General features: G+C 66.0%; 16 protein-coding genes. 12 read left to right on the top strand and 4 right to left on the bottom strand.

Annotated elements, in window-relative coordinates:
- Positions 1 to 216: 216 nt before the first annotated feature.
- Positions 217 to 2,277, bottom strand: a complete 2,061-nt coding sequence (locus QX128_RS30330) for an ATP-dependent helicase (RefSeq protein ID WP_316239355.1) — start codon at positions 2,275 to 2,277, stop codon at positions 217 to 219.
- 196 nt (positions 2,278 to 2,473) lie between these two features.
- Between QX128_RS30330 and QX128_RS30325 the strand changes: the two genes are divergently transcribed.
- The 10 genes from QX128_RS30325 (at position 2,474) to QX128_RS30280 (ending at position 13,367) form a co-directional block, all read left to right on the top strand.
- Entirely contained in the window at positions 2,474 to 4,786 is a 2,313-nt protein-coding gene (locus QX128_RS30325) for a Tex family protein (RefSeq protein WP_316216806.1), read from the top strand.
- 150 nt (positions 4,787 to 4,936) lie between these two features.
- Positions 4,937 to 5,581: an NAD(P)H-binding protein gene (locus tag QX128_RS30320; protein ID WP_316239354.1), complete on the top strand. Its 645-nt coding sequence runs from the start codon at positions 4,937 to 4,939 to the stop codon at positions 5,579 to 5,581.
- Positions 5,582 to 5,762: 181 nt separating this feature from the next.
- Positions 5,763 to 6,740: a TRAP transporter substrate-binding protein gene (locus QX128_RS30315; RefSeq protein ID WP_410051989.1), complete on the top strand. Its 978-nt coding sequence runs from the start codon at positions 5,763 to 5,765 to the stop codon at positions 6,738 to 6,740.
- Between the two features lie 35 nt (positions 6,741 to 6,775).
- Positions 6,776 to 8,791 (top strand): HAMP domain-containing methyl-accepting chemotaxis protein, encoded by a 2,016-nt coding sequence (locus QX128_RS30310; protein WP_316239357.1) that lies wholly within the window; start codon positions 6,776 to 6,778, stop codon positions 8,789 to 8,791.
- 59 nt (positions 8,792 to 8,850) lie between these two features.
- A complete protein-coding gene (locus tag QX128_RS30305; protein ID WP_316239353.1) occupies positions 8,851 to 9,543 on the top strand; it encodes an alpha/beta family hydrolase in 693 nt (230 codons plus the stop codon).
- A gap of 109 nt (positions 9,544 to 9,652) precedes the next feature.
- Positions 9,653 to 10,135 (top strand): hypothetical protein, encoded by a 483-nt coding sequence (locus QX128_RS30300; protein WP_316183156.1) that lies wholly within the window; start codon positions 9,653 to 9,655, stop codon positions 10,133 to 10,135.
- A gap of 25 nt (positions 10,136 to 10,160) precedes the next feature.
- A complete protein-coding gene (locus tag QX128_RS30295; RefSeq protein WP_316183155.1) occupies positions 10,161 to 10,622 on the top strand; it encodes a hypothetical protein in 462 nt (153 codons plus the stop codon).
- Between the two features lie 107 nt (positions 10,623 to 10,729).
- Complete coding sequence (locus QX128_RS30290) at positions 10,730 to 11,731, top strand: ABC transporter substrate-binding protein (RefSeq protein WP_316239352.1); 1,002 nt, start codon at positions 10,730 to 10,732, stop codon at positions 11,729 to 11,731.
- A gap of 42 nt (positions 11,732 to 11,773) precedes the next feature.
- A complete protein-coding gene (locus QX128_RS30285; protein ID WP_316239351.1) occupies positions 11,774 to 12,547 on the top strand; it encodes an ABC transporter ATP-binding protein in 774 nt (257 codons plus the stop codon).
- A complete protein-coding gene (locus QX128_RS30280) occupies positions 12,540 to 13,367 on the top strand; it encodes an ABC transporter permease (RefSeq protein ID WP_316239350.1) in 828 nt (275 codons plus the stop codon). The genes QX128_RS30285 and QX128_RS30280 overlap by 8 nt, the downstream gene beginning before the upstream one ends.
- 10 nt (positions 13,368 to 13,377) lie before the next feature.
- On the opposite strand, the gene gtdA is transcribed toward QX128_RS30280, so the two are convergent.
- Complete coding sequence (gtdA, locus tag QX128_RS30275) at positions 13,378 to 14,415, bottom strand: gentisate 1,2-dioxygenase (protein WP_316239349.1); 1,038 nt, start codon at positions 14,413 to 14,415, stop codon at positions 13,378 to 13,380.
- Positions 14,416 to 14,517: 102 nt separating this feature from the next.
- On the opposite strand from gtdA, the gene maiA reads away from it, so the two are divergent.
- A complete protein-coding gene (gene maiA, locus QX128_RS30270) occupies positions 14,518 to 15,150 on the top strand; it encodes a maleylacetoacetate isomerase (RefSeq protein WP_315800910.1) in 633 nt (210 codons plus the stop codon).
- Positions 15,140 to 15,649, top strand: coding sequence for a MarR family transcriptional regulator (locus tag QX128_RS30265; RefSeq protein ID WP_315800540.1), 510 nt, complete (start codon positions 15,140 to 15,142; stop codon positions 15,647 to 15,649). Before maiA ends, QX128_RS30265 begins: the two co-directional genes overlap by 11 nt.
- Positions 15,650 to 15,687: 38 nt before the next feature.
- On the opposite strand, the gene QX128_RS30260 is transcribed toward QX128_RS30265, so the two are convergent.
- Positions 15,688 to 17,301: a benzoate-CoA ligase family protein gene (locus tag QX128_RS30260; RefSeq protein WP_316239348.1), complete on the bottom strand. Its 1,614-nt coding sequence runs from the start codon at positions 17,299 to 17,301 to the stop codon at positions 15,688 to 15,690.
- Complete coding sequence (locus QX128_RS30255; protein ID WP_316239347.1) at positions 17,298 to 18,437, bottom strand: FAD-dependent monooxygenase; 1,140 nt, start codon at positions 18,435 to 18,437, stop codon at positions 17,298 to 17,300. Before QX128_RS30255 ends, QX128_RS30260 begins: the two co-directional genes overlap by 4 nt.
- Positions 18,438 to 18,451: the final 14 nt, after the last annotated feature.

Genomic DNA, 18,451 nt, shown 5'->3' with positions numbered 1-18,451 from the left:
AAAGCGATTCGTCAGTCACTCGACCGAGGAATCATCCATTTCCGGCAGCAAAATGGTAAGTTAGCGCCAATGGGGGTCTCTCTCCGCAGAGATGGTCTTTCTATGGAGAGAGACCCCTCACCCGAGCGAGTATGATGCTGATAGTATCGATGCCCTCTCCCACAAGGGGAGAGGGCGCAGTCATGAGCACCGTGCGAGCGCTGCTGCCCCGTTAGCTCACCGCCACCGCTCGCGCATGCGCGCGCCGAGATCGATCCGCGGCCCCTGGCTCGCCACCGCCGCGCCCCTCTGCACCCGCGGCCAGCTGGTCCGCTCGAACAGCGGCACCAGCGCTTCGGGAATGAACCGCGTGCGCGAGGCATAGACATGACGATCGCCGCGCACCGGCTGGCCGTGGACGAAGAAGCGCTGCGGCACCAGCAGATGCAGGTCGTCCTTGGCGCGGGTCATCGCGACATAGAGCAGCCGGCGCTCCTCCTCCAATTCGGCGCTGGAGCCGGCGCCGAGATCGGACGGCATGCAGCCGTCGACGACGTTGAGGACGTGCACCGAATTCCACTCCATGCCCTTGGCGGAATGGATGGTGGAGAGGATCAGATAGTCCTCGTCGAGCAGGGGCACGCCGGCCTGATCGGAGGTGGCGTCGGGCGGGTCGAGCGTCAGCTCGGTGAGGAAGCGCTCGCGCGAGGGATAGCCGCGCGCGATCTGCTCGAGTTGCAGCAAATCGGCGGTGCGGACCTCGGCGTCGTCGTGGACGCGCTCGAGATGCGGCTGATACCAGTGCCTGACGCGCTCGATATCTCCGGGCCATTCCGAGACGCGCAACTGCTCCAGCGTGCGCACGAACGCGGTCCAGTCCTCGCCGGCGCGCGCCGGCGTTGGCTGCTCGCACAGCCGCGCGATCGGATCGGCGCTTTCACTCACGGCATCAAGCAGGCGCTGCGCCGACGCCGGGCCGATGCCCGGGATCAGATGCAGCACGCGGAAGCCGGCGATGCGGTCGCGCGGATTGGCGACGAAACGCAGGCAGGCCAGCACGTCTTTCACGTGAGCGGCATCGAGGAACTTCAGCCCGCCGAACTTCACGAACGGGATGTTGCGGCGCGTGAGCTCGAACTCCAGGGGACCGCTGTGCGACGACGTGCGGAACAGCACGGCCTGCTGCTTCAGCACGATGCCTTCCTCGCGCTTCGCCAGCACCTGCTCGACGATGTAGCGCGCCTGGTCGGTCTCGTCGCTGACGGTCACGAGCTGCGGCTTGCGCGAGCTCGTGCGGTCGGTCCACAAATTCTTGGTGAAGCGCTCGCGCGCCAGCCCGATCACGCCATTGGCCGCGGTGAGGATCGGCTGGGTCGAGCGGTAGTTGCGATCGAGCGTGACGATGTCGGCGCGCGGGCTGAACTGATCGGGAAAGTCGAGGATGTTGCGCACGGTGGCGGCGCGGAACGCGTAGATCGACTGCGCATCGTCGCCGACCACGGTCAGTCCCGCGCCATCAGGCTTCAGGCCGAGCAGGATCTGCGACTGCAGCCGGTTCGTGTCCTGATATTCGTCGACCAGCACGTGATCGAATCGATCGCCGATCTCCCGCGCGATGGTGTTGTCCGCCATCATCTGCGCCCAGTACAGCAGCAGATCGTCGTAGTCGAGCACGGCATTGGCCTGCTTGGCTTCGACGTAAGCGGCGAACAGGCCCTTCAGCTCGCCGGCCCATTCCGCGCACCACGGAAAGTGCCGCACCAGCGCTTCCTCCAGCGGCATGTCGGCGTTGACGCAACGCGAGTAGATCGCAAGGCAAGTGCCTTTGGTCGGGAAGCGCCGCTGCGTGTTGGACAGGCCGCGCTCATGCCGCACCAAATTCATCAGGTCGGCGGAATCCTCGCGATCATGGATCGTGAACACAGGGTCGAGGCCGACGCGCTCGGCGTAGTCGCGCAGCATCCGCGCGCCGAGGCCATGAAACGTGCCGGCCCAGGTCAGGCCCGCGGTAACGGCCTCGGCCTGGCCGCCCAGCACCTTGCGGGCGATGCGCTCGACCCTGCGGCTCATTTCGCTCGCCGCGCGGCGCGAGAACGTCATCAGCAGGATGCGGCGCGGATCGGCGCCATTGACGAGCAGATGCGCGACGCGATGCGCGAGCGTGTTGGTCTTGCCCGAGCCCGCGCCGGCAATGATCAGCAGCGGCGGGCCCGGCGCAGCCAACGCACCGCCGTGCTCGACGGCGCGGCGCTGCTCCGGATTGAGATCGTCGAGATATGTCGCCGCCGTGGCCTGCACGAATCGTCCCTCAGCCTGCAAGAATCAGTGATTTGCGCCGCATGTGCAACGCGATGGCCCGGTCGCGGCAGCGTTTTACATGATTCGCAACCGGTCTTTTTTGTCACGGTTGCCCACAGAGCGTCCGCCAGCCGCTTGCGCTGGCGCGCGTGCACTCCTATCCAATCAGCCCCGTCACGAATCTCGGAAGAACACCGTGTCGAATTTTGCCTCCATCATTGCCGCTGAGCTCGCCGTCAGGGATGCCCAGGTCCAGGCCGCGATCGACCTGCTCGACGGCGGCGCGACCGTGCCGTTCATCGCGCGCTACCGCAAGGAGGCGACCGGCATGCTGGACGACACGCAGTTGCGTACGCTGGAGGAACGGCTGCGATATCTGCGCGAGATGGATGCACGGCGCACCGCGATCATCGAGAGCATCAAGTCGCAGGGCAAGATGACGCCGGAGATCGAGCTGGCGCTCGCGACCGCCGACACCAAGGCCCGGCTCGAGGACATCTATCTGCCGTTCAAGGAGAAGCGCCGCACCAAGGCGCAGATCGCGAAGGAGGCCGGGCTCGAGCCGCTTGCCGACATGCTGATCGGCGATCCCATGAAGAATCCGGAAGACGAAGCGAAGGCATTCATCAAGAAGGACGGCGACAATCCGGTCAAGGACGTCAAGGCCGCGCTCGACGGCGCCCGCGCGATCCTGGTCGAACGCTTCGCCGAGCACGCCGACCTCGTCGGCTCGCTGCGCGAGGAGATGTGGACTCGCGGCGCGGTGAAATCGTCCGTGCGGCACGGCAAGAAGACCGAGGGCGCCAAGTTCGCCGACTACTTCGATTTCGCCGAGCCCTTCACCAAGCTGCCGTCGCACCGCATCCTGGCGATGCTGCGCGGCGAGAAGGAAGAGGTGCTGCAGCTCGATTTCGGCGATGGCGAGCCGGAGGACTCCAAGGATCCGTCGCTGTACGAGAACCGCATCGCGGTGACCTTCGGCATCTCGCGCCAGGGCCGCCCCGCCGATCAGTTCCTGTCGGACTCCGTGCGCTGGGCCTGGCGCACGCGCATCAAGACCTCGCTGGCGCTCGATATCCGCATGCGTCTTTGGCAGGAGGCGGAGAAGGAGGCGGTGCGCGTGTTCGCGGCGAACCTGCGCGATCTGCTGCTCGCCGCGCCGGCCGGCGGCCGCGCCACGCTCGGGCTCGATCCCGGCTTCCGCACCGGTGTCAAGGTCGCGGTCATCGACCGCACCGGCAAGTTCGTCGATCACGCCACGATCTATCCGCACGAGCCGCAGCGGCAGTGGAACGAGAGCATGCTGACCTTGGCGCAGCTCTGCGTGAAGCATGGCATCGATCTGGTCGCGATCGGCAACGGCACGGCGTCGCGCGAGACCGAGAAGCTCGTCAACGATTTGATGAAGCTGAAGCCGGATCTCAAGCTGACCAAGGCGATCGTCTCGGAGGCCGGCGCGTCGGTGTATTCGGCCTCGGAGTTCGCCGCGAAGGAATTCCCCAATCTCGACGTCTCGATCCGCGGCGCCGTCTCGATCGCGCGCCGCCTGCAGGATCCGCTCGGCGAGCTCGTCAAGGTGCCGCCGGCCTCGATCGGCGTCGGCCAGTATCAGCACGACCTCAACCAGTATGAGCTGGCCCGCGCGCTCGATGCCACCGTCGAGGACTGCGTGAACGCCGTCGGCGTCGATCTCAACACCGCCTCGGCGCCGCTGCTGGCACGGGTGTCGGGCATCGGCGAGAGCCTGGCGCAGAACATCGTCGCGCACCGTGATGCCAACGGTCCGTTCCCGACCCGCGACAAGCTCAAGGAGGTGCCGCGTCTCGGACCGAAGGCGTTCGAGCAGTGCGCCGGCTTTTTGCGCATCCGCGACGGTGACAACCCGCTTGATGCCTCCGGCGTCCACCCGGAATCCTATCCGGTCGTGAAGAAGATTCTCGAGACGACCAAGAGCGACATCAAGGTGCTGATCGGCGACACCAAGACCTTGAAGACGCTCAATCCGGCGAAGTTCGCCGACGAGCGCTTCGGCGTGCCGACGGTCACCGACATCATCAAGGAGCTGGAGAAGCCGGGCCGCGATCCGCGTCCGGAGTTCAAGACCGCGACCTTCCAGGAGGGCGTCGAGAAGATCACCCATCTCAAGCCGGGTATGATCCTGGAGGCGACCATCACCAACGTCGCGGCGTTCGGCGCCTTTGCCGATATCGGCGTGCACCAGGACGGCCTGATCCACATCTCCGCGATGTCCGAGAAGCGCATCAACGATCCGCGCGAGGTGGTGAAGCCGGGGCAGGTCGTGAAGGTCAAGGTGCTCGACGTCGACGTGCCCCGCAACCGCATCTCGCTGACGCTTCGGCTGTCCGATCCGCTGCCGGCCAAGGGCGAGAAGCGGACCAGCGCACGGCCGCCTGCGGGGCGCATGACCACGCGTGAGGAGAAGCCGTCCGGCGGCGGCGCGTTCGCCGCGGCGATGGCCAAGGCCGCGGAGCGGCGCAAGGGCGCCTGAGGCGGATGGTGATGAGGCGCCGCGGAGGGCATGTCCCGTCTGCGGCGTCATGTCTGCGGCGTCGTGGCATTCGGCGTCGTGTCGTTGTCGTCTTCCCTATCTCCGCGGCCACGCTTACATTGGTCGGCGGGTTGTGAGTGGGGACCGCGCATGACGAACCGGACCGTGATCATTGCCGGCGCAACCGGGCTGGTGGGACGGGAGCTGCTTCGCGGTCTGCTCGCCGATCCGACCGTGGATCATGTGCACGTCGTCGGCCGCCGTGCGCCCCCTGACGTTTCACCCAAGCTGACGGCCCATGTCGTGGATTTCACCGCGCTGCCGTCCCTGCCGCCGGCCGACGAGCTCTATCTGGCTCTGGGGACCACGATCAAGGTGGCCGGGAGCCAGGCCGCCTTCCGCGCCATCGATCACGACGCAAACCTCGCCGTCGCCAAGGCCGCGCTCGCGAGCGGCACCAGGCGGGTCGGTCTGGTCAGCGCGATGGGGGCAGATAGCACGTCGCGCGTCTTCTATAGCCGGGTGAAGGGTGAGCTCGAGGATGAGCTCACCGCGCTGCCCTTCGAGGGACTGGTGATCGCACGGCCCTCGCTGCTGGTCGGCGCGCGGGCGGAGCTGGGACAGCCGAGCCGGCCGGGCGAGGAATTCGGCAACAGGCTGAACAATATCATCGGCTTCCTGATCCCGGCGAACTACAAGCCCATCGCGGCGGCGGACGTCGCCAGCGCGCTGCTGATGGCTGTTCCTACGGTTGCTGGCAAGCGCGTGATGCTGTCAGGGGCCATGCGCCGATGATCGAGCCTGCCGCCCTTGCGTAGCGGCCTGGTCTCGCCATTTATGAAAAATCGAATTCGGTTGGTGGGGGTCGGCGACCTCCGTAGTTATACGGCTCATCGCCTGCAACTGTCGGGGTCTTAACATCTTAACCATATCTGGCTGTTAGTTGTGCATCGAGGAAAAACGAGCCCGGTGTTTCATGCGCAGACAGCTGCTTGAATTTTGTTTCTTGGCATTGGTGGGAACCCTGCTCGGATCCCAAGCCGCGACGGCGTCTCCGCGAATGGTGTCGCTGGTCTTCAACTCGCAGGTTCAGAATCCGCAGCAGGTCGGGTCGGACGAATTTCGCGTGAAGCTGCAGGCGCTGGCCGGCAAGCGGCTCATCATCGATGAGCGTGCGGGCAACGCATTCGGCAGCGAGGCGGCGGTGCTGGCCGCAACCCGGAGCGGCGCGGTGGACGTGGCCGTGGTGTCCGGCGGCATCGCCAGCGCGGTGGTGCCCGAGCTCGGCGTCTTCGACATCCCGTTCCTGTTTCGTGACACCGCGCATGCCAAGGCGGTTGCGCAAGGGCCTGTCGCCGCCGCGATCGGCGCCAAGTTCGCCGACAAGGGACTGGTGCTGCTGGCGCTCGGCAAGCAGGGCTTTCGCAATCTCACCAACTCAAAGCGTCCGGTCCGTACCGTCGATGACGTCAAGGGCCTCAAGATCCGCGTCATCCCCAATCCGGTCTACCAGATGACCTTCAAGGCGCTGGGCGCCGACGTGATGCCGATGGATTTCCCACTGGTCTATGCCGCGCTCAAGGACGGCCGGCTCGACGGTCAGGAAAATCCGGTCGCCACCATCGCGGCCAATCGCTTCGACGAGGTGCAGAAATATCTGACGCTCACCGGGCATTTCTTCGCGCCGATCGCTTTCGTCGCCAACCGCGCGATGTTCGACCATCTCGATGCGGCGGACCGTGATGCGCTGGTTGCCGCCGCCAAGGCGGCTGCGGAGGTCACCTGGCAGGCCCAGCTCGATGCGCAGAAGCTCGATGAGTTGCGCAAGGCCGGCATGGAGGTGATCGAGACGTTCGACCGCAAGACCTTCGTCGATGCGGTCAGGCCGCTCGATGCCGACTTCGAGAAGCGCTTCGGCAAGGAGCTGCTCGCCACCATCAGGTCCACTCCGTGAAACAGCCGGGCAAATCGATGAAACTGTCTTCTCTGATGTCTTGGATCGGTGTCCGCCCGCGAATCTTCGGCGGCTTCGCCCTGATCCTGAGCTTCCTGGTGTTGCTCGGCGTTTTCGCCATGATCCAGGTCGGGCGCATCGGCGGCACCGTGGATGAGCTCGTCACCAGCGCGGCCGGGGACGCCGGCATGTCGCAGGTGCGCGCCGCGCTGCTCGGTGCCAACGGCGCGGTCGAGAGATTCATCCGCACCTGGAACGTCGGTGACAAGGATGCGGCCAGCAAGGCGATCGACGCCGTCGGCGGTCTCGCCGATCAGGTCGAGAAGCAGTCCGGCCGTCTGAAGGTGCTGGCTGACGGCGTGGGTCCGGTGCGAAGCGCGCTGGCCGCCTATCGCGCATCGTTCGTTGCCGCGGCCGAGGCCGTGGACCGGCTGCGCGCGGCGACCACCAAGACCGACGCATTGGGCGCCGTTGCCGGCATCAACATCGGCGGCATCCAGGTGGCCCTCGCCAATCGCGCTGGCAGCGAGCCGCTGATGAATCCGTTGCGTCTGGCCAGCGTCGTCGACGCGGTTCGCATCGCGGTGATGCGCTATACCAACACGTTGTCGAATGGCGATGCCGACGATGCCAGGCTCACCTTCGTCTATGCGAAGCTCGCGATTGCCGATACGGAAGTCGAGATCGCGGGTGTCGATGATGCCAAGCTGAAGGCGCTGGTTGCTGCGCTGAAAGAGGCTCTGACGGCGGATGCCGCTGCGCTCGAGGAAGTGATCAAGGTGGCCGCGGACCTGCGCGCCAAGCAGGCGGAACTCGCCAAGGCGAGCGCCTCGATCGATACCCAGGTCAGCCAGATCAACCGGCAGCTTGGGACCGCGCGTGCAGAGCAGGCCGCGAGGACCGGCGTCGCGGTCGAAGATACCAAGCAGACCGTCGTCGTGACGGCAGCCGCAGCGGTGATATTCGGGGCGGTGCTGGCCTGGCTGATCGGCGCCAGCGTGTCGGCGCCGATCCGCGGCATGACCGACCGCATGCAGTCGCTGGCGGCCGGCGAATTGGATCAGCCGATTCCCGGTGGTGAACAGCGCGACGAGATCGGCCGGATGGCGCGCGCCGTGGAGATTTTCCGTGACAATGCGCTTGCTGTCCGCCGCATGGAGCAGGAAGCGGCGACACAGCGTGAAGCTGCGGAGGCCGAGCGCGCCCGCATGATGTCCGATCTGGCTGGCCGGTTCGAGCAGGGCATGCAGGGTGTCATCACCGGCGTCGGCGGGCGTGCGACCGAGATGGGCGAGAGCGCCAGCGAGCTGGCACGCGTCGCCGAACGCGGCCGCGGCCTTGCGGAAGCGGTCGCCAGCCGGGCCGAGCAGGCGTCCGTCAATGTGCAGACCGTGGCCTCGGCGACCCAGGAGCTCGCGGCCTCGATCAGGGAGATATCCTCCCAGGTGCAGCGCTCGGTCACGGTGTCGACCCGGGCGACGCACGAGACCCAGCGGACGTCCGAACTGATCGACGGGCTGTCCAGCGCGGCGGAGAGGATCGGCACCATCGTGCAACTGATTCAGGCGATCGCGAGCCAGACCAACCTGCTGGCGCTCAACGCCACCATCGAGGCGGCGCGTGCCGGCGAGGCCGGCCGCGGCTTTGCGATCGTCGCGAGCGAGGTGAAGAATCTGGCGTCGCAGACCGCGCAGGCGACGGAGCAGATCTCGAGCCAGATTGCGACCATCCAGAGCGCGACGCAGGAGACGGTCGGCGCGATCGCCCAGTTCGGAACCACGGTGCGGGAGATCGCCGAGATCTCCAATGCGATCGCCGCCGCGGTGGAGCAGCAGGGGGCCGCAACCAGCGAGATCGCCCGCAACGTCGAACAGGCGGCCAGCGGCACGGCGGCGGTGACGCAGGAGATCGGCGACGTGCGCAACGTGGCCGGGCAGACCGATGCCGGCGCTGAAGCTGCGCTGGCGGCGGCCGCCGCGCTGCAGCAGCAGGCCGCTTCGCTGAGGAGCAATGTCGCCGACTTCCTGCAGACGATCCGGACCGCGGCCTGAGCCGCAAAGCCGGTGGTCACTGGAGTTGACGCAGGGGACGCCGGCTCGCACTCTGGGGCATGACCGAGCACCAGCCGCGCTCCCTTGCGCTTCCCGTCGACGGCGCGGGCGTCGTGTCCGCGCTGTTCATGGCCCCGCCTCGGCCGCGCGCCTGTTTTGTGTTCGCCCACGGCGCGGGCGCCGGCATGAGCCACGTCTTCATGAGCCAGACCGCCGCAAGCCTTGCCGCACGCGGCATCGCGACGCTGCGCTTTCAGTTTCCCTACATGGAGAAGGGAAGCAAGCGCCCTGATCCGCCCGCGCTCGCCCTCGCCGCGGTGCGGGCGGCCGTGGCGGAGGCCGCGCGGCTCTGTCCGGGGCTGCCGCTCGTCGCGGGCGGCAAGTCGTTCGGGGCGCGCATGACGTCGCAGGCGCAGAGTGCAGCGCCGCTGCCGGGCGTGGCCGGGCTCGCCTTTCTCGGCTTTCCACTTCACCCCGCCGGCAAGCCCTCCATTGCGCGCGCCGATCATCTCGACGCGATCGAGGTCCCGATGCTGTTCCTGCAGGGGACGCGCGACAAGCTTGCGGAGATGGAGCTGCTCGCGCCCGTCGTGAGGCGGCTGCGACCGCGCGCGACGTTGCATTGGCTCGATCAGGCCGACCACGCCTTCCACGTGCCTGCGCGCTCCGGCCGGAATGATCAGGCCGTCATGGACGAATTGACGGGGGCATTTGCGGTGTGGCTTCAGGCGCTCGAAGCCCGTGCCGGCTGACGCCCCGCAGCGGCCGTTTCTGAAAAAGTGATATGAGAACAAAAATAGAACTTCCATGTCGTCAGAGGTTGAGGTATAGTCGTACTCAAGGGCATGGGAGGGGAGTCCGATGAAGTCAGCGGTGTTGGCAGTGTCGGTGTGTGCGCTCGGCGTGCTGATGCAATCTGCAACTCCATCGTTCGCCGATGCCCGGTTGACCGCCATGGTGACCGTGAAGGGAACTTGCCAGAAGCTCATCGTCGCTGGAAAGGATCGCAGCTCGGAATGCAAGGGCGCGCTGCTCAATACCGACTATGACGATCAGCGCACCGGCTTCTACTTCACCTTGCTCGACGGCAGCATCGTCACGTTCTCGAATCGTGGCGATCTGCAGGAGCAACCTGGCCCCGACAAGTTCGTCACACCGGTCGACATGATGATCTTTGGCCAAAGTCGGACGGCGATCAACAGGGTGATGGCCAAGGGGCAGTGCCGCCACGGCAATCCATTCAAGGGACCCGACCTGATCGAATGCGCGGCCGACAGCGAGATCGGCCGCTTTGAAGGGCTGTTTCTGTCCAATGGCGAGAAGCCGGTGATGCAGACGTTCTGAGGCCGTCACCCTGTGCACAAGCAGGATGAACCAGCGGGAGGCTTCGTCGCGACGTCGCCCATCGTCATTCGGCCACCGTGTGGTACTCGCGGCAAAGGACCGGACCGCCGACTGCAAGGGTGCCTTGCTCAATACGCGCTACAGTGATGGACGAGCCGGCTTCTATTTCGTGATGCTCGACGGAGGGATGATGACCGTCTCGAGCCCCGGCGATGTCGAACAACGGCAGCCCGCGAACGCGCGCGCCTATCCCGTCGATATGATCATCTTCAAGGTGGATGGTGACATCCGCAAGCTCACGGCCAAGGGGATGTGCCGCGCGAAAAATATGGCCGGCGCTCTGTCGGGCTTGACCTGTCGGGCGGGCAGTGAAGCTGGGCGGTTCGAAGATGGGTTTTCCGCTGAGACCAAGGCAGTCGAGACCACGCCAACCGAGTCCAAGGCAGCCGGCACCAAGGCGGCTGGGAGCAAGATGCCCGGCCTCTGAGGCTGCGATCCCCTGAAAATTTGGCGCGACATCAGGCTCGAAATATTGCAACAAGTCGGCGTCATCGTTGGGCCGGGTGTGCGGGTCGCCAGATCTTGGAGAGTGTGATGTTCCGATGCGTTGGCTTCGTCCTGGGGCTGCTCTGGAGCCTCGTAGCAATCGGCACTGCGCTGGCCGACGACGCCAAGCTCCGGATCGGCGTTCTCCGGCTATCCTCGTCCGCGCCGGTGTTCATCGCGCTGGACAAGGGCTACTTCCGCGACGCCGGCCTCGACGTCGAGCTGAAGTTTTTCGACGCAGCGCAACCGATCGCAGTGGCGACGGCCACGGGCGACGTCGATGTCGGGGTGACCGCCTTCACCGCGGGATTGTACAACCTTGCAGGCAAGGGCGCGTTGAAGATCATCGCCGGCATGAGCCGCGACCGCCCGGGCTTTCCGCTGATCGGCTACTTTGCCAGCAACAAGGCCTATGAGGCAGGTCTCAAGACGCCGAAGGACATTGCCGGCAAGCGCGTGGCGATGACCCAGGTCGGGTCGAGCTTTCACTACTCGGTGGGGCTGCTGGCCGACAAATACGGCTTCAAGCTCGGCGACGTGAAGATCGTGCCGCTTCAGTCGATGTCCAACATGTCGGCCGCGATCAAGGGCGAGACCGTTGACGCGGCGCTGATGCCGGTTTCCGTCGCGCGCAAGCTGATGGAGGAGGGTGCCGTCAAACATCTCGGCTGGGTCGGCGACGAGACGCCGTGGCAGGTCTCCGGCGTGTTCGCCGGGCCGAAGACGCTGGCCAACACGGCCCTGGTCGGCAAGTTGCTGGCATCGCTTCAGCGCGCCGAGCGCGAGTATCATGATGTCGTGCTCGCCTCGGTCAAGGACGGCACTGCCGCCATCGACGACAAGACCAGGCCATTGCTGGAGATCATCGGCAAGTACACCAACCTGCCGGTCGAGCAGGTGGTGGGCAATTGCGCCTATATCGATCCCGACGGCAAGCTCGACGTGAAGAACATCGACAGCCAGATCAAATGGCTTCAGGCGCAGGGTTTCGCGGACCAGGGCTATGATGCGGCTGCGATCATCGCCAAAGACCTCGTGAAGCCGGATTGATGAGGGCAGGCGCGGTGCGGACCTGCAGCGGGATCATCTGACATGGACCTGATCGCCGAGGCCATCAGCCACCGTTTCGACGCGCTCGAAGTGCTCGATGGCGTGTCGTTCACGGTGGGAGCCGGCGAGGTGGTGGCCATCGTTGGACCGTCCGGCTGCGGCAAGAGCACGCTGCTGTCGATCCTCGGCGGGTTGTTGCAGCCGAGCAAGGGGCAGGCGCTGCTGCGCGGAGCCCCGCCGACCGGCAGCCTCAATCCCTTGACGTTCGTGTTCCAGGACTTCGCGCTGCTGCCGTGGGCGAGCGTCGCCGATAACGTCGCGTTTCCGCTCCTCCATACATCGCTGTCGACGCAGCAGCGCGCCGCCGCCGTCAACGATGCGTTGCAGCGGACCGGGCTGGCCGACTTCCGGACCGTCTATCCCAAGCAGTTGTCGGGCGGCATGCGCCAGCGGGTCGGCATTGCCCGGGCGCTGGCGGTCCGCCCGGCAATCCTGCTGATGGATGAGCCGTTGTCGGCGCTGGACTCGCAGACCCGCGAGCTCTTGATGGAGGATTTCGTCGATCTGCTGGCCGACGGCACCATGGGGGCGATCTATGTCACGCATAATCTCGAGGAGGCGGTGCGGCTCGCCGATCGCATCGTCGTGCTGTCGCGCCGTCCTGGCCGCATCCGGAGGGTCGTCAGCGTCCCGGCGACGCGGCGCAGCCGCGGTGACGCCGGAGTGCGCGCGCAACTTATGGACCTGCAGAACGAGCTCTGGGGGCTGATCCGGAGCGAGGCGATCGATGCCGAGCGCGAGGTCCAGAATGCTTGAACGATCCCCGGCCGAACCGCCCGAGGTCGCCGGTGCGCAGAGCCGGAAGGTGCCGTTCCGGGGTGGCGGCTTCACTCCGGCCGCGAGCCGCTGGGCCGGCTGGCTGGCGCTCGCGGCGGCGCTCGGCCTGTGGCAAGTGGTCGGCAGCCTCGCGCTGGTCAATCCCTTGTTCCTGCCGACGCCGTTGACGATCCTGCGCGCCTTGTATCGATTGGCCGAAAGCGGCGCGCTCTGGCAGCATGTCTCGGCCTCGTTCGTGCGCATCGTATCCGGCTGGGCGCTCGGCACGGCCACAGGCATCGTCGTCGGCTTCGCGATCGGCCTCTGGCGCATTGCGCGCAGCATCGGCATCACGTTCGTCTCTGCGCTGTTTCCGATTCCGAAGATTGCCGTGCTGCCGTTGCTGATTCTTTGGCTCGGCATCGGCGAGCAGCCGAAGATCGCGACGATCGCGCTGGGCGTGTTCTTCTCGACCACGATCTCGGTCTATAGCGGCGTCGATGCGGTGCCGCGCAATTTGATCCGCATGGCGCAGAGCTTCGACGTGCCGTTCCCGACCATCGTCCGCCGCGTGATCTGGCCCGGGGCGCTGCCATCGATCCTCGCCGGTTTCCGCATCACCGCGTCGGTGGCGCTGATGCTGGTGGTTTCGGCGGAGATGATCGGCGCCGAGACCGGCATCGGCACTTTCGTGCTGCAGGCCGGCAACCTGATGCAGACCGATCAGCTGATGGCGGGGATCCTGATCCTGTCGCTGTTCGGCCTCGTCGTCGGCCGGCTGATCAGCATGCTCGAGGCGCGGCTGCTGCGCTGGCGGTGACGGACCGGCGTCACGCGTTGCCGCGATCCTCGCGGAACAGGTCGAGCTTCTGCTGCACCGGGCGATCCGAGAACGAGAACAGCACCGCATCCTCGTCCGGCTCGTGGCTGACCCATTGCCAGCTCGGAACGACGAACAGATCGCGCGGGCCCCATTCGAAGGTCTGGTCGCCGATGCGGCTGCGGCCCTTGCCCTCGATCGCGGTGAACACGGTCGCGTCGGTCGAGCGATAGCGCGCGGTCTTGAAGCCCTTCGGCAGCAGCTGGATGAAGGTGCCGATCGTCGGCATCGCGAAATCGCCGGTCTCGGGATTTGAGAATTTCAGCTTCAGCCCGTGGCAGGCATCCCATTCCTCGCTGCGCTTCGCGTTCTCCAGCGCCTCGCGCGTATAGACGTAGGGATAGTTGAAGATCGGCGATGTCCTGGATCTGCGCTTGGCGTCGACAGGCAGGAGGTTATGTCCGTAGCGCGCGAAGCTGTCGCCCGCGGGGCGCGCGACCTTCTGCTGGTCCTCCTGCGCGCCCTGCGCGAACGATGCGTCGAGAAACTGCACCAGCGGAATGTCGAGGCCGTCCAGCCAGAACATCGGCTCGGTGGTCTCATTGCCGTGATCGTGCCAGGTCATCGACGGGGTGATGATGAAGTCGCCCGGCTCCATCAGGGTGCGCTCGCCCTCGACGGTCGTGAAGGCGCCCTTGCCTTCCAGCACGAAGCGCAATGCGGACTGGCTGTGCCGATGGGCGGGGGCGACGTCGCCCGGGATCACCATCTGAACGCCGGCATAGAGCGAGGTGGTGATCTTGGATTGCCCGCGCAACCCGGGATTCTCCAGGATGAGCACGCGCCGCTCGGCCTCCTTCGCCGTGATCAGCCGCCCGGCCTCGATCATATAGTCGCGGATCGCCGCGAACTGCCACAGATGCGGGCGACAGGCGCTCTTCGGCTCGGGCGTGATGAGATCGCTCATCACCGTCCACAGCGCCGTCATGTTTTCGCCGTCGATCTTCTTGTAGAACGCCTCGCGCTCTGGTGTCGAAACCGCGGCCATGCGTCCCTCCCATGATCAGATGTCGTTCTTAATTGACAGTATACTGCCAATTTGATTACCGTCAAATACAACCAGAGCCATCGCATCGGGAGGACTGCCATGATGAAGCTGCACGGCTATTTCCGCAGCAGCGCATCCTATCGCGTCAGGATCGCGCTCAACCTCAAGGGTCTCACGGCCGAGCATCTGCCGCATCACCTCCGCAAGGGCGAGCAGCGCGCGCCCGCCTATCTCGCGCTCAACCCGCAGGGGTTGGTCCCCGCGCTCGAGGACGACAGCGGCGTCGCGTTGATCCAGTCGCTTGCGATCATCGAATGGCTCGACGAGACCCATCCTGAGCCGCCGCTGCTGCCGAAGGATCCGTTGCGGCGCGCCCAGGTCCGCGCCTTCGCGCAAGTGCTCGCCTGCGACACCCATCCGGTGCAGAACCTGAAGGTGCTGGCGCGGCTCCGGGAGCTCGGCCTGCCCGAGGACAAGGTCACGGCCTGGGCCGGCTGGGCCAATCGCGAGGGGCTCGCTGCCTGCGAAGCGCTGATCAAGCATGAGCCCGGACCATTCTGCTTCGGTGCCGCGCCGACCCTGGCGGATCTGTGTCTCGTGCCGCAGCTCGGCAATGCACGTCGCTTCGGCGTCGATGTCGCAGCGTTCCCGCGCCTGCTGCAGGCCGAAGCCGCGGCGAAGGCGCTGCCGGCCTTCGCCGATGCTGCTCCGGAGCGTCAGCCCGATGCCGAGTAGGCCGCCCGACATCACGATGGACGCAGTCTACACCAAGCCGGGCTATCTGTTCCGGCGGATGCAGCAGATTGCGGTGTCGATCTTCGTCGAGGAGTGTCGGGAGTTCGACCTGACGCCGGTGCAATACGCAGCGCTGGTCGCGATCCAGACGCACCCGGGCATCGATGCCACCCGGTTGTCGGCGGTGATCGCCTTCGACCGTTCGACGCTCGGCAGCGTGATCGAGCGGTTGGAGAGCAAGGGCCATATCGAGCGCAAACCGTCGGCCGAGGACAAGCGCGTCAAGCTCCTTTACCTGACCAGAACGGGTGGCGCACTGCTCCGTGCGATCATGCCGGCGGTTGATCGCGCCCAGGCCCGCATGCTGGCGCCGCTGAAGGCCGCGGATCGCAAGATGCTGATGGCCCTGCTGGCGCAACTCGTCGATCTCAACAACGAGGTCTCGCGGGTGCCGCTGCGCGCCGAGGATGCACTGGAGCATCTTGGCAAGGCCGGCTGATCGCGGAGCTCCGCGGCTCTCGGGCGGACGGCGTCGATTCACAGCCGCATCACCGCCTGGCGATCGATCTTGCCCGTGCCTGTCTTCGGCAACTCGTCGAGGAACACGATCTCGCGCGGATATTTGTAAGGCAGCAGCTTCGTTTTCACGTAGTCCTGCAGCGCCTTGACCGTTGCGGGCTCGTCCCTGGATCTGCCGTTGGTCACCACCACGGCCTTCAGGCTCATGCGACGATCCGGCAACTCGTGCGCAAACACGGCGCACTCCCGGATATCGGGATGCTCGGCGAGGCAGAGCTCGACTTCGAGCGGATAGACCCATTGTCCGGAGATCTTGACCAGATCGTCGGCGCGGCCGCGGAAGAAATGGAAGCCGTCGGAATCACGCACGAAACGGTCGCCGGTGTAGATCCAGCCGCCATCGCGGATCGTCTCCGCGGTCTTGTCCGGACGGTTCCAGTAGAGCGGCGTGTTCGAGTCGCCGCGTACCCAGAGAATGCCCTCTTCGCCGGTGGCGACCTCGCGTCCTTCGCCGTCGCGCAGCGCGATCTCGTAGCCGGGGACGCGCAGTCCGGCGGCGCCGAGCTTCTTGCGGTCCTCGCGGTTCGAGAGATAGACGTGCAGCACCTCGGTCGAGCCGAGGCCTTCGACGATCTCCAGGCCGGTCAGGCTCTTCCAGCCGTTGAAGACCTCGGCCGAGAGCACCTCGGCCGCGGAGACCGCGAGCCGCAGTGACGAGAAGTCCGCCTCCTTCGCACCCTCGGCCTTGGTGAGCGCGGTGTAGAGCGTCGGCAGGCCGAAGAACACGGTGGGACGGAAGCGGCTGATCGCATCGAAGATGGCGGCGGGTTTCGGCTGGCCGGGCAGCAGCAGCGTCGTCGCTCCGGCCGAGAATGGAAAGGTGATCGTGTTGCCGAAACCGTAGGCGAAAAAGATCTTGGGCACCGAGAAGCAGATGTCGTCCGGCGTCAGCCGCAGCACGTTGCGCGCGAACGCCTGCTCGCTATAGGCCATGTCGTGCTGCAGATGGACGATGCCCTTGGGGCGACCGGTGGAGCCGGAAGAGTACATCCAGAACGCCATCTCGTCGCGGTGGGTGTCGGCCTCCGCCAGCTCATCGGTGAAGTCGGGCAGCCAGGCATCGGCCGCGACCGTCGTCGCGACGGCGGTGGCCGGCGCCTCGCCATTGACGACGACCAGCGTGCGCAGCGCGGTCTCGGCGCAGGCCTGCGCGTCGAACCGTGCGGCAAACTCGGCGTCGGCGACCGCGACCTTGGCGCCGGAATCAGCCAGATAGAATTGCAGCAGATCCGGCGGCGTCAGCGTGTTGATCAGCAGCGGCACGAAGCCGGCGCGGACTGCGCCGAAGAACGCGGCCGGATAGGCTGGTGTATCGTCGAGGAACAGCAGGACACGGTCACCGCGGCTGAGTCCGAGCGCGGTGAAGCCGTTGCCCCAACGGCAGGCGTCGGCACACAGCTCGGCATAGCTGCGCTGGCCTGCGGGACCGATCAGCGCAGCCTTGTCGGCGTTGCCTCTGGCGAGATTGTCGAACAGCACACGGCTGGCATTGTAGCGGGCGGGAATCGCGAAGCCGATCTCGCGCGCGCCGGCGCTGTCGCGCGGAACCTTGTCGGCGATCTCGTTCGTCATCCGTGCGCTCCCGTGCGCCGAGCTGCCTCGTAGCGGGCCATGAATTGCGGGGCCATCGCCCGCAGCCTGGAATCATCGATGCGCCCGGATCGGGTGATATAGCTGTAGGCGAAATCCAACAGGCCGAGCGTCATGTGGGCCGGGAAGGATTCATACCAGTCGCTGCTGGTCCGGGCCGCCGTCACCAGCTTCTTCACGATTGGCTGCCGCTCGGCCTGATAGCGGGCGAGGCCGTCGGAGAGACTCCTCTCGGCATCGAGCGCCTTGGCGAGCGCGATCGCGTCCTCGATCGCCAGCCGCGTCCCGGAGCCGATCGAGAAGTGCGCGGTATGCAGCGCGTCGCCGATCAGCACCATGTTCCGGTGCCACCAGTGCTCGTTCCAGACCCAGGGGAAATTGCGCCATACCGATCGGTTGGAGACCAGCGCGTGACCATCGAGCGTGGCGGCAAACACCTGCTCGCAGACGCGCCGGGATTCGTCGACCGACATCTCGGCGAAGCCATAGGCGTGCCAGGTGGCGCGATCGCATTCCACCAGGAACGTGCTCATGTCCGGCGCATAGCGATAATGGTGCGCGTTGAAGCTGCCGCGGTCGGTCGCGACGAAGGTCTGCGACAGCGTGGCAAAGGTCTTCGACGTGCCGTACCAGGCGAACTTGTTGCTGGAGTAGGACACGGAGAAGCCGAAATCGCCTTCGAAGCTGCGGCGGACCAGCGAGTTCAGCCCATCGGCAGCGACGATCAGATCGTAGCCTGCGAGCTGGTCCAGCGACTGGACGGTCGTGCCATAGCGGGCGACGACGCCGACGCTCTCGGCGCGGGCCTGCAGCAGCTTCAACAGTTCGAGCCGGCCGATCGCGGAAAAGCCGACGCCATCGATCTCGACGGTCTCGCCGCGCAGATTGAGCGTGATGTTGCGCCAGCTCTCCATGCGCGGCGCGATCGCATCCACCGTGTCGGGATCGTCGGCGCGCAGAAATTCCAGCGCCTGATCGGAGAACACGACGCCAAAGCCCCAGGTCGCTCCGGCCGGGTTCTGCTCGAACAGATCGACCACGGCGGCGGGGTGCCGCTTCTTCCAGAGATAGGCGAAATACAGCCCGCCAGGGCCGCCGCCGAGCACGGCGATGCGCAAGGGCGTCCTCCGAA

Source organism: Bradyrhizobium sp. SZCCHNR1015, from assembly GCF_032489875.1.
In the GTDB taxonomy this organism is placed as follows: domain Bacteria; phylum Pseudomonadota; class Alphaproteobacteria; order Rhizobiales; family Xanthobacteraceae; genus Bradyrhizobium.
This window is presented reverse-complemented; position numbering and strand designations above follow the sequence as displayed.